Source organism: Lentilactobacillus dabitei (assembly GCF_019061365.1).
Classification (GTDB): Bacteria; Bacillota; Bacilli; order Lactobacillales; family Lactobacillaceae; genus Lentilactobacillus; species Lentilactobacillus dabitei.
The window spans coordinates 1-11655 of record NZ_JAHPPD010000006.1; the positions used below are offsets into that span (position 1 = coordinate 1).

Below are 11655 nucleotides of genomic sequence, written 5' to 3' on the forward strand. Positions count from 1 at the left end.
TTTGTTTCTTTTGAAATCTTAGTCATAAAAAATACCTCCAAAGCTAAAGTTTTTACTTTAACTTTGGGGGTATAGGTCAAAAAACTGCGAATTTCAACCTCTTTTTCTTATCGGGCGAAAATCGGTGAATTATGTACATTTTTTCATAAAAGTGAACATTATTTCACCATATATCTTTACATATGTTCTTGGTTCCTGTAAACTATGCTTGTAATAATAAATGAAAGGGGTTACATTACCGTGACAACAGACTTAACTACTGCCCAATTAGCAAAATACTTGGACCATACCAACCTGAAACCTGACGCTACTGAAGAGAGTATCCGTGAAACCTGTCAGGAGGCGGTGAAATACAACACAGCTTCCGTTTGTGTGAATTCTCACTGGATCCCACTGGTTGCTGAAGAGCTCAAGGATTCAACGGTTAATCCAATCACGGTTGTGGGCTTCCCATTAGGCGCAACCAACACTGAGACTAAAGTATATGAAGCAATTACCGCGATTGACCAAGGTGCTGAAGAAATCGATATGGTTTTAAATGTCGGTGAATTAATTGGCGGTAACGATAAATTTGTGACTGAAGATATTCAAAAAGTTGCCGAAGCCGTTCATACAAAGGGCAAACTGCTTAAAGTAATTCTAGAAACTTCGTATCTTAACAACGACCAAATTGTGATTGGCTGTCAAGATTCCGAAACAGCTAGTGCCGATTATGTTAAAACGTCAACTGGCTTCAGTTCAGCAGGGGCCAAGCTTGATGACGTTGCCTTGATGCGCAAAACCGTTGGTGATCGCCTGGGTGTCAAAGCATCTGGTGGCATTCACTCACGCGAGGAAGCTTTAGCAATGATTGATGCTGGTGCCAGTCGTTTAGGGGTCAGCGCAACCGTTAAAATCTTATCTTAAGAGACTGCATGGGGAGGCTTATCTATGAGTACAAAGAATTATAAACGGGTATTTGGAATTGTAATGGATTCAGTTGGAACCGGTGCCGCACCCGATGCAGCCAAATTTGATGATGTTGGCTCAGACACCTTGGGGCACGTTGGAGAAGCTTATAAAGGCAAGTTACAGATTCCCAACCTGCAGCAATTAGGGATTTCCAACTTGCGGGACCAACCGATTGAAGGGGTTGCCAAAGTTGACCAGCCAATTGGTTATTACGGCAAAATGCAAGAAATCTCAGCAGGCAAAGACAGCATGGACGGTCATTGGGAAATGATGGGGCTGCCCGTCAACAAGCTGCTGAACACATTTCCAAATGGGTTTCCAGCTGATATCTTAGAAAAACTGGCCGCCTTCTCTGGCCGCAAAATTATTGGTAATCGGCCGGAATCAGGAACCAAGATTATCGCGGAGCTTGGCGAACAACAGATGAAGACGGGCGATTTAATTGTCTATACTTCTGGTGATTCGGTTCTGCAAATTGCCGCTCACGAAGATGTGATTCCACTAAAGGAATTGTATCGGATTTGTGAGTATGCCAGAGCATTGGTCAATGGGCCAAAGTACACTGTTGGTCGGATCATTGCCCGCCCATACGTTGGCCCTGATAAAGATCACTTCACCCGAACAGCCAACCGCCATGATTTTACCTTGGAACCAACTGGTAAGACGGACTTGGATTATTTACAAGCTGCTGGCGTTCATACCATTGGAATTGGGAAGATCAATGATATTTTCTCAAGTCATGGAATTGATGAAGGCTACCATAATGAAAGCAACATGGATGGAATGGATCACGTCGATCATGTGATGGCTGAAGACTTCACTGGATTTGCTTTCACTAATTTAGTTGATTTTGACGCAATGTATGGTCACCGCCGTAATCCGATTGGCTTTGGTGAAGCCTTGATGGACTTTGACAAACGACTGGGAACGGTTTTGAAGAACCTAAAGGACGATGATTTACTAATGATTACGGCTGATCATGGGAACGACCCAGGCTTTAAAGGAACTGATCATACCCGTGAGGAAGTGCCACTACTCGTTTATTCACCATCCCTGAAGAATAGTGGTTCATTGGGCGTTCGAAAGACGTTTGCTGATTTTGGCGCAACCGTTCTTGATATTTTTAACGTGACCGGCAACCCAGCTGGAACGAGTTTTCTTAACGAGATTTAAACGGAGGTAATCATATGAGTACACACATTGGCGCCACACCTGGTGAAATCGCCGATACAGTCTTAATGCCCGGTGATCCACTGCGCGCAAAATTTATTGCTGAGACTTATCTGGATAATCCGGTTCAGTATAGTCACGTGCGAAACATGTTTGGCTACACCGGCACCTACAAAGGTAAAAGGCTCTCTGTCCAAGGTTCTGGCATGGGGATTCCATCGCTGGCAATCTACACGACTGAGTTGATCAAGGAATATGGTGTCAAGACCATCTATCGAGTAGGTAGCTGTGGCGGGATGAGCCCAGATGTTAAGATTCGCGACGTCATTTTGGGCCAGGCTGGCACGACTGATTCATCGATTATTCAAAATACGTTTGGCCCTGGCCTATACTATTCACCAATCGCTGACTTTGGGTTGTTGGATTCCGCATACCATACTGCTCAGAAAATGAACATTAAAACGAAGGTTGGCAATATTTTTGCTGCTGATCGTTTCTATAATGATGAGCTGGATATTCATAAACTCATTGACTATGGGGTTTTAGCAACTGAAATGGAAACGTCTGGGCTCTATTTGTTGGCAGCTAAGCACCATATTCGCGCCCTCACGATCCTGACGGTTAGTGATCATTTACTCACTGGCGAGGCATTGTCGGCCAAAGAACGGGAAACGTCATTTGATGAGATGACCAGATTATCATTGGAAACCGCTATTAAGAACATGAACAATTAAACAAATCGATCGAAGTCCAAAACGATTCGGAGAGAAGCGACCATGACAGAGATTAGGGATGTCACCAAATTAAAGCAGAGTTTGCAAGTAGCTGAACTTTACTATCAGGATAATTTAAGTCAGTTACAAATCTCGAAACAATTAGGGGTTTCTCGGCCAACGGTTTCCCGGTTGATTCAGTATGCCAAGGACAACGGGTTGGTGAAAATCCAGATCATTAATCCATTGGTAGATTCTCAGGTGTTAGGCCAACAGTTGGCAGAAAAATACGGGGCCCAGTTTCACGTTGTGCCCAACAACTACGCGGGGATGGCTTCACTTTCTGATAGCGTTGGTAAATTTGCCGCCGATTATTTGACATCAGTGGTTGAACCTGGTGACGTCATTGGAATTGGCTGGGGTCATACCATTCATGCGGTGACCAAACAGGTTGAGGAGCAGAATGCAGCTGGTGTTCAGGTTGTTCAACTCAAAGGGAGTATCAGTCATTCTCAGGAGAAAACTTGGGCGTACGAAAGTGTCAATGAGTTGGCACGGGCTTACCACACCCAGCCTGAATACCTGCCGTTACCCGTCATCTTTGATCATAAAGTGACCAAGGACATGGTCGAAAGCGATCGGCACATCAAAAGCATATTGGACCTCGGCCGCAAAGCCAACGTTGCTTTGTTCACGGTTGGCACGGTTCGATCTGAAGCGTTAATTTTTCAATTGGGGTATTTTAACAAACAGGAAAAAGCTCAATTGCAGAAAGAGGCCATCGGTGACGTATTTTCACGGTTTATTGATCGAGATGGCAAAATTGTCAGCCAGCAAATTGATGATCGCACAATTGGCATTCAGCTTGATGACTTAAAGACAAAGAAGTATGCAATTCTGGTGGCAACTGGGAACCGAAAAGTTGCTGGGGTGCACGCGGTGTTGAAAGCAAATTACACAAATTGTGTCATTATTGATCAAAGCTTGGCACAGTTATTGTTGGATTATTGACTAAGAGTCGGGGGATTATTAAGTGGGGGACTTGATAATTTCCCGGATTTTGATAATAGCAATATGTAAACGGTTACTTGGAAGGAGACTTCGTTATGAGAATGGTTGATATTATTCATGCAAAACGTTCAGGAAAAGAACTCACTGAGGAGCAAATTCAATATTTTGTTGACGGCGTGGTGTCGGGCGAAATTCCTGATTACCAAACCAGCGCCTTATTAATGGCGATCTTCTTTAAGGGAATGACGAGCGAAGAGCAGTCGACCTTAACGATGAAAATGATGGAATCCGGCGATCATCTAGATTTGAGCAGCATTCCTGGTGTCAAAGTCGACAAGCATTCCACTGGTGGGGTGGGAGACAAAACAAGTATTCCTTTGGCAGCGGTGGTGGCCGCTTTAGGGATCCCGGTACCCATGATCTCCGGTCGGGGCCTCGGCCATACCGGTGGGACCCTGGATAAACTGGAAGCCATTCCAGGCTATCAGGTTGAAATGAGTGAACGGGATTTCATCGAACAAGTAAAAAAAGACCATTTAGCCATTATTGGGGCGACGGGAAATATTGCGCCGGCCGATAAGAAGATCTACGCCTTACGTGACGTAACCGATACGGTTGATTCAATTCCACTAATTGCCGGTTCAATTATGAGCAAAAAGATTGCTTCTGGGACCGATGCCTTGGTGATTGATGTTAAAACTGGTGCGGGCGCCTTCATGAAGACATTGGAAGATTCTAAAGCGCTTGCCAGGGCCTTGGTTGACATTGGCAAAGGAGTTGGCATGCAATGTATGGCACTGATTACCGACATGAACCAACCATTGGGGAATGCGATTGGCAACTCACTTGAGATTGAAGAATCAATTGATTTATTGAAAGGTAATGGCCCAGCCGATTTGGAAAAATTAATTGTCACCATTGGCGGTTACATGGCAGTCATGGGTGACAAAGCTAAAACGACTGCTGAAGGGCAGAAAATGTGTGAGGAAGTCATTCATAATGGCCAGGCCTTAGCCAGCTTCGAAGCGATGGTTAGGGATCAGGGTGGTGATCCCAATGTTGTCAACGACCCAAATGGGGTCTTGCTCCAGGCTAAATACCAAATTCAATTACCTGCCAAAACATCAGGTGTGGTTGCTAAAATTGTTGCCGATGAAGTTGGCGTTGCCAGCATGTTACTCGGTGGCGGCCGTCAAAAAGCCGACGATCAGCTCGACTACTCAGTCGGTATTGTACTCAACAAGAAGATTGCGACAAGGTCGAATCGGGTGAGCCGCTGTTAACGATTTATAGTAATCGTGAAGAGGTTGATGATATTAAGAAATTGTTGTATGACAATATTGAAGTGGCAGACACAGCCAAAGTGCCAGAGTTGATTTACACAACGATTGAGTAAGCTGATTTTAGCCAGTAAGTGTCATTAACAATGATGTGATTTTGGACAGTTATCCTCCATTTCCAAAAGCTTCACCTGCTAACGCGAAACAGCGTTTAAAGGGGAAGCTTTTTTACGATTCATTCGAATTGAAGCCACTTTGGCTGTCCGTTCTTCAAAAAAATCTTTACGTGTCCTCGCAACCCGTGTACAATGACGTTTATCGGCATGCCGTTAACCAGAATAGTTTGATATTCAAACTAATATGGTATATGATGTGTTTTGTTCAAAACGAGGGGCTTCATGTTTTTAATTTTAAGGGACGCTTCTCAGTAATTAGTTCGGGTTTCGAACTAATTTAATTGAATGTAAATGTTTGCAACTGAAAGGAAGAAATCAATGAGTGTATTAGATGCAGCTGAAATTATGGATTTGATTCCGAACCGTTACCCAATCCTGTTTATGGATAAGGTCGACGAATTAAATCCTGGTGAGTCAATTGTTTGTACCAAGAACGTGACAATTAATGAAGAATTTTTCCAAGGCCATTTTCCTGGCAATCCAGTCATGCCTGGTGTGTTGATCATTGAGTCACTTGCCCAAGCCGCTTCAATTTTGATTTTAAAGACAGAGAAGTATCAAGGCAAAACGGCTTATCTGGGGGCAATTGACAGTGCCAAATTCAGAAAAGTCGTTCGTCCGGGCGATGTCCTTAAACTACACGTCACCATGGAAAAACAACGTGACAATATGGGCAAAGTCAAGTGTGAAGCAAAGGTCGAAGATAAGGTTGCCTGTTCTGCAGAGTTAACGTTTATCGTCCCTGATCCTAAGAAGAAAATCTAATTTGGACAAATTTGTAGGAGACTAATCTCATGAATGCAATAAGTGATGAAATTAAAGAAGACTACAACTTTATTAGCGATTCTTTGGTGGACATTTATGATCAGATTATGCGAATCGAAGAGAGCGAAATCAAGAAGAGCCGTTTTAAGGACATCACCGCAAAAGAATTGCATTTGGTCCATACAATTGGCTTACATGACCATAAAACGACGTCCGAGGTTGCTCGGATCTTGCGATTGAGCAAGGGAACGCTGACAGCTAATTTAAATAATTTGGAACGCAAAGGGTACATTTCCCGGATAAGTAATCAACGGGATCGGCGAATCATCAATTTGGCGTTAACTAGTAAAGGCCGACTGCTTTACCGAGCCCATTATGCATTCCATCGAAAATTGGTTGAGCAGTGTCTCAAGGGATTCGACGGTTCGGATATCAAAAAAATGAAGCAAGCGTTAATGAACGTGGAAGATTTTATTGGTGAGGTTTCGGGTAGATGAAATTTGAAGATTTCAAAATCATGGCAACAGCCAGTTCGGCACCTGACCACGTTGTGACTAACGATGAGTTAGCGACGATGATGGATACGTCAGATAAGTGGATCACGCAACGGACCGGGATTAAGCGCAGACGGATTGCGACTGAGGAAACGACCAGTTCAATGTGTACTGATGTGGCGACACAATTAATTGCCCAAAGTGACTTAACTGCTAAAGATATTGATTTGATTGCGGTGGCTACGATGTCGCCGGATTATCTCACCCCATCCGTGAGTACGATGGTTCAAGGTAATATTGGGGCGGATCATGCCATTGCCTTTGATATTGACGTAGCCTGTTCAGGATTTGTTTACGGGTTACATTTGGTAAAACAGATGTTGATTGCCAATCAGCAAAAAAATGCCATTTTGATTGGTGGCGAAACCCTCAGCAAATTGTTGGATTGGTCTGATCGATCCACCGCAGTGCTGTTTGGCGATGGTGCTGGCGGCGTTTTGATTCGAAACACAGCTGTGGATAAGGGTTCGTTTATCAGTGAAGATCTGCGGACATTAGGTAATCTGGGTCAATATTTAACTGCTGGCCAAACAGGCAATCCGTCACCATTTGCAACAGATCAACAGCCATTTTCACCGTTCTTCAAGATGAATGGCCGGCGAGTTTATAGCTTCGCCGTTAAGAACGTGCCAGAATCAATTAACGACGCCTTGAAGCAGGCCAATTTAACGGCTGATGAGGTTGACTGTTTTGTTTTACATCAGGCCAACCGACGGATTGTGGAACGGATCGCCGATGAATTGGCGGTCTCGATGGCTAAGTTTCCAATTAATATTGATGAATATGGAAACACCGCTGCGGCCAGCGAACCAATTTTGTTAGATCAATTAGTTAAACAAAAAATCATTAAAAGGGGGGATGTCATCGCCCTATCCGGATTTGGCGGCGGATTAACGGTTGGAACCATGATTATGAAATATTAGCAAGCAATGAACATTGATGAACAAAAAATGAATAACAAAAATTTGGAGGAAATTTATTATGACTAAAGAAGAAGTATTCAACAAGATCAAGGACATTATCGTAGACCAATTGGACGTAGACGCTGACAAGGTTAAAGAAAATACCAATTTCAAGAACGACTTGGATTTAGACAGTTTGGACATCTTTGAAGTGATTGACAAGATCGAAGACACTTACGATATCGAAATCGATACTGACGAAGGTATGGAAACTGTCGGTGAATTAGTTGATTACGTTTTGAAGCAAAAAGCTGACAAGTAGGTCGATAATTTGAAACTAGGTTATTTATTTAGCGGCCAAGGTAAGCAATTTGATGAAATGGGACAGGACTTGTATCAACAAGAACCTGTTTATCGGCAAACAATTGATCAAGCTTCCGAAGCTTTGAATATGGATATGAGTGATGCCACCGTTTTTGATAATCCGGTCAATACCCAAGTGGCGATTGTCGCCATGAGTACAGGGATTGAACGGATTCTCAATCAAGATTTTGGTGATCCAGTTGGTGCCACTGGTTTGAGTCTTGGTGAGTATAGCGCGATTGTCGCTGCTAAGGGATTGGACTTCAGTGATGCCCTTCAATTGGTTCGTGATCGCAGTCACTACATGGATCAAGCCGGTCAGGATCATCCTGGCAAAATGGCGGCTGTCTTAAAAACAACTGCTGCCATGGTCGGCCAAGCGGTAAAAGTCGGTTCGAAGAAGGGTGAAATCTATGCAGCCAATTACAACACAGATTCTCAAATTGTGATTGGTGGTTCCGTTGAGGGGCTTCAGGCAGCTACCGATTATCTGCATGAGCACGGTGTTAAACGGGTTGTCCCGTTGAAAATGACGGTTGCGTCTCACACCCCATTTATGCAGGAGGCCTCTGATTTGTTGGCAAAACGAATTCAAGATGTCTCGTTTAACCAGTTGGCTTTCCCAGTGATCAGTAATACAACGTCTCAACCTTTCGAAGTTAACACGATTAAGCAAACGTTAATCGATCAGCTCATTAATCCAACCCATTTTTATAACTGCATTCAACAGCTTACTCAATTGGGTGTTGATACAGTTGTTGAACTGGGCCCTGGCGATACGCTGATGAAGTTTGCCAAGAATGTGGTGGCGAACGATCATACATTTCATATTGATAGTGTTAAGACGTTAAACGATTTTCGATCAAAAGCAAAGTTGGTGAAATAATGAGTGACACGAAACAAGTTGCATTAGTAACCGGAGCTGCCAAGGGAATTGGCCTGGCAATCGCTAAACGGCTTTCAAGTGATGGGATGACAGTTGTGATTAACTCACACCATCCCTTAACTGACGAAGAGAAACAAAGCTTTTCAGACGCAGGCTTTTCATTTGATAATTTGGTTGGCGATGTGGCTAATGAAGCCGACGCTGAAAAAATGGTCGGCGAAGTTGTTGAAAAATACGGTCAAATTGACGTTCTGGTGAACAATGCCGGCATTACAAAGGACAAGTTGTTAAGCCGGTTAAAGTTAGCTGATTTTAAAGCCGTGATCGACACGAACCTGGTGGGTGCTTTTAACATGACCAAGTTTGCGATGAAATTCATGCAAAAGAGCCGCTCAGGGGCCATTGTGAACCTGTCCAGCATTTCTGGGTTACATGGTAATTTGGGTCAGGCAAATTATTCAGCCAGCAAGGCCGGACTAGTCGGTTTAACGAAGACCGCTGCCAGAGAGGGTGCCCTGAGAAATATTCGGTGTAACGCAGTTGCCCCCGGAATGGTTGCCACTGACATGACTGGTAAAATGAGCGAACGCCGACAAAAAGAATTTACGGATCAGATTCCGTTGAAACGATTTGCCGAACCTGATGAGATTGCCGACGCGGTCGCATTTTTGATTCATAATCAGTACATCACTGGCCAAGTGGTCACGGTCGATGGCGGTTTAACAATTTAGAGTTGTTGAAGGAGTAAATTAATGAGCAGAGTAGTGATTACCGGAATGGGAATTGTTTCCCCAATTGGAAACGATGTTGAAAGTTTTTTGAAGAATTTATTTGCTTCTAAAGTGGGCATTAATCCAATCACCAAATTTGACGCAGAGCCGACTGGCATTACCGTTGCTGGTGAGGTGAAAGACTTTGACCCGTTAAAACGAGTTGATAAGAAGTTTGCCAAGCGAAATGACTTGTTCTGTACTTATGCACTGTATAGTGCCAAAGAAGCAATGGAGATGGCTGGTCTCACCGAAGACAACATTGACCCCGAAGATCTTGGCGTGATTTATGGTTCTGGGATTGGTGGCTTGACCACCATTCAAGAACAGGTCATCAAGATGCATGATAAGAGTCCCAAGCGAGTATCCCCATTGTTTGTTCCGGATTCAATTATTAATATGGCGGCCGGTAACATTTCGATTGCTTTTAATGCGTTGAACACCAGCCAGGGAATTGTCACCGCCTGTTCATCAGGAACTAACGCGATTGGAAATGCGTTTGAGTATATCAAGCAAGGCAAGGCGAAGGCCATTATTGCGGGTGGAACCGAAGCGTCAGTGAATGAAATTGGAATTTCTGGCTTCGCGGCCTTAACGGCATTGTCCAAAGCAACCGATCCGAAGAAAGCTTCAATTCCATTTGACAAGGATCGGAATGGATTTGTGCTTGGTGAAGGTTCTGGAACTGTGATCCTTGAAGATTACGATCACGCCAAAGCCCGCCATGCCAATATTTTAGCTGAAATTGTTGGTTATGGAACCACCAGCGACGCCTATCATATGACTGCCCCGGATCCAGAAGGCAAGGGTGCCATTCGAGCCATGCAACAAGCGGTTGATGAAGCCGGCATCGATGAAACCGAAGTTGATTACATCAATGCTCACGGAACCAGCACCCATGCTAACGACAGCGCCGAATCTAAAGCTATCAAACAAGTCTTTGCCAAGAACGACCACGTTAAAGTCAGCAGTACCAAAGGGATGACTGGCCATGCACTGGGAGCTGCCGGCGCAATTGAAGCCGTTGCAACGATTGGCGCAATCCAGCATAACCAGATGCCCGTAAACGTCGGTGTGGTTAACCAAGACGAAGCCTGTGATATTGAGTTGGTTAACGACGACAATAAAAAAGCCCCCGTAAATTACGCAATTAGTAACTCATTTGGTTTTGGAGGCCATAACGCGGTAATTGCATTTAAGGGATGTGATTAAACAATGAATGAGAAAGAAATTGAACGCTTGCTTGAGAAATTTGATCAATCATCACTGAAAGACTTCGAATTGACTCAGGATGACTTCAAATTAAAGTTGAGTAAACGTGAGCAGAATGACCGAGTTGTTGTTCAGCAGCCGACTAGTTCTAAAACGCCAGTCAGTGAAGTGCCAAAATCTACCAGTGCCAATTCTCAACCTGCTGGCGAGCCGCAACAGTCAGTCAAGGACAATGTTGCCGAAATTAAGGCACCGTTGGTCGGCGTCGTTTACTTTGCACCAAGTCCGGATAAACCGGTTTATAAAAAACAGGGTGACCACGTTGAAAAAGGTGAGGTCGTTTGTGTGATTGAAGCCATGAAGATAATCAACGAGGTCAAGAGCGATGTCACTGGAACAATTTCTAATATTTTAGTTGACGATGGGAGCATGGTCGAATATGACCAGCCGATTTTTCAAGTCACGAAGGGGTAATTAAATGAAACCAGCAGTAAATGATGTCATTCCACAGCGTTATCCCTTTGAAATGATTGATAAGTTTATTGATGTTCAACCAGGAGTTTCAGCCTCAGCCATTAAGCTGATTTCGATTAATGAGTGGTTCTTTGCCAACCAAACGAGTAGTCGATTAGCAGTGCCACGCCCAATTATGATCGAGGCAATGGCTCAAACCGGGGTTGCGGCGATTTTGTCGATTCCTGAAAATAAAGGGAAGAATGTCTTTTTCGGTGGAATCAAGAATGCCACTTTTCAAGATGACTTTCGACCCGGTGACAAGTTGGAATTTGAAGTTGTCATGAAAAAATTGAAACGGAATATTGGCTTGGGTCACGGGACGATTCATCGTGATGGCCAATCAATTTGTGAAGCTGATTTAATTTTTGCAGTTGAATGACGGAGGT

General features: G+C 43.9%; 13 protein-coding genes and 1 pseudogene. All 14 read left to right on the forward strand.

Going from position 1 to position 11655, the window contains the following annotated elements:
- Positions 1-204 precede the first annotated feature (204 nt).
- The 14 genes and pseudogenes from deoC to KTE19_RS01665 all read left to right on the forward strand — a co-directional run bounded on the left by deoC (position 205) and on the right by KTE19_RS01665 (position 11648).
- Positions 205-906, forward strand: coding sequence for a deoxyribose-phosphate aldolase (deoC, locus tag KTE19_RS01600; RefSeq protein ID WP_249778454.1), 702 nt, complete (start codon positions 205-207; stop codon positions 904-906).
- Between the two features lie 24 nt (positions 907-930).
- Positions 931-2124 (forward strand): phosphopentomutase, encoded by a 1194-nt coding sequence (locus KTE19_RS01605; RefSeq protein ID WP_217341460.1) that lies wholly within the window; start codon positions 931-933, stop codon positions 2122-2124.
- A 14-nt stretch (positions 2125-2138) separates the two neighbouring features.
- Positions 2139-2855 carry a purine-nucleoside phosphorylase gene (gene deoD / locus KTE19_RS01610; protein ID WP_217341461.1) on the forward strand — a complete coding sequence of 239 codons (717 nt, stop codon included), beginning with the start codon at positions 2139-2141 and terminating at the stop codon, positions 2853-2855.
- Positions 2856-2897: 42 nt separating this feature from the next.
- Entirely contained in the window at positions 2898-3845 is a 948-nt protein-coding gene (locus tag KTE19_RS01615) for a sugar-binding transcriptional regulator (protein WP_217341462.1), read from the forward strand.
- Positions 3846-3940: 95 nt separating this feature from the next.
- Positions 3941-5241: pseudogene (locus KTE19_RS01620) on the forward strand (pyrimidine-nucleoside phosphorylase).
- 378 nt (positions 5242-5619) lie between these two features.
- Positions 5620-6066 carry a 3-hydroxyacyl-ACP dehydratase FabZ gene (gene fabZ / locus KTE19_RS01625; RefSeq protein WP_003625233.1) on the forward strand — a complete coding sequence of 149 codons (447 nt, stop codon included), beginning with the start codon at positions 5620-5622 and terminating at the stop codon, positions 6064-6066.
- 29 nt (positions 6067-6095) lie between these two features.
- Positions 6096-6563, forward strand: a complete 468-nt coding sequence (locus KTE19_RS01630; protein WP_217163640.1) for a MarR family winged helix-turn-helix transcriptional regulator — start codon at positions 6096-6098, stop codon at positions 6561-6563.
- On the forward strand, positions 6560-7543 hold the full coding sequence (locus KTE19_RS01635; RefSeq protein ID WP_217163638.1) for a beta-ketoacyl-ACP synthase III: 984 nt from the start codon (positions 6560-6562) through the stop codon (positions 7541-7543). Before KTE19_RS01630 ends, KTE19_RS01635 begins: the two co-directional genes overlap by 4 nt.
- Positions 7544-7601: 58 nt before the next feature.
- The gene (locus KTE19_RS01640; RefSeq protein WP_054747143.1) at positions 7602-7844 is read left to right on the forward strand and encodes an acyl carrier protein; all 243 of its coding nucleotides are present in this window, start codon (positions 7602-7604) and stop codon (positions 7842-7844) included.
- 9 nt (positions 7845-7853) lie between these two features.
- A complete protein-coding gene (locus tag KTE19_RS01645; protein WP_217163635.1) occupies positions 7854-8771 on the forward strand; it encodes an ACP S-malonyltransferase in 918 nt (305 codons plus the stop codon).
- Positions 8771-9502, forward strand: a complete 732-nt coding sequence (gene fabG, locus KTE19_RS01650; protein WP_056983178.1) for a 3-oxoacyl-ACP reductase FabG — start codon at positions 8771-8773, stop codon at positions 9500-9502. The genes KTE19_RS01645 and fabG overlap by 1 nt, the downstream gene beginning before the upstream one ends.
- Positions 9503-9523: 21 nt before the next feature.
- Positions 9524-10753 carry a beta-ketoacyl-ACP synthase II gene (fabF, locus tag KTE19_RS01655; protein WP_217163633.1) on the forward strand — a complete coding sequence of 410 codons (1230 nt, stop codon included), beginning with the start codon at positions 9524-9526 and terminating at the stop codon, positions 10751-10753.
- A 3-nt stretch (positions 10754-10756) separates the two neighbouring features.
- Complete coding sequence (gene accB / locus KTE19_RS01660) at positions 10757-11227, forward strand: acetyl-CoA carboxylase biotin carboxyl carrier protein (RefSeq protein ID WP_217341463.1); 471 nt, start codon at positions 10757-10759, stop codon at positions 11225-11227.
- A gap of 4 nt (positions 11228-11231) precedes the next feature.
- Positions 11232-11648 (forward strand): 3-hydroxyacyl-ACP dehydratase FabZ family protein, encoded by a 417-nt coding sequence (locus KTE19_RS01665; protein ID WP_013855209.1) that lies wholly within the window; start codon positions 11232-11234, stop codon positions 11646-11648.
- The last annotated feature ends 7 nt before the right edge of the window (positions 11649-11655 follow it).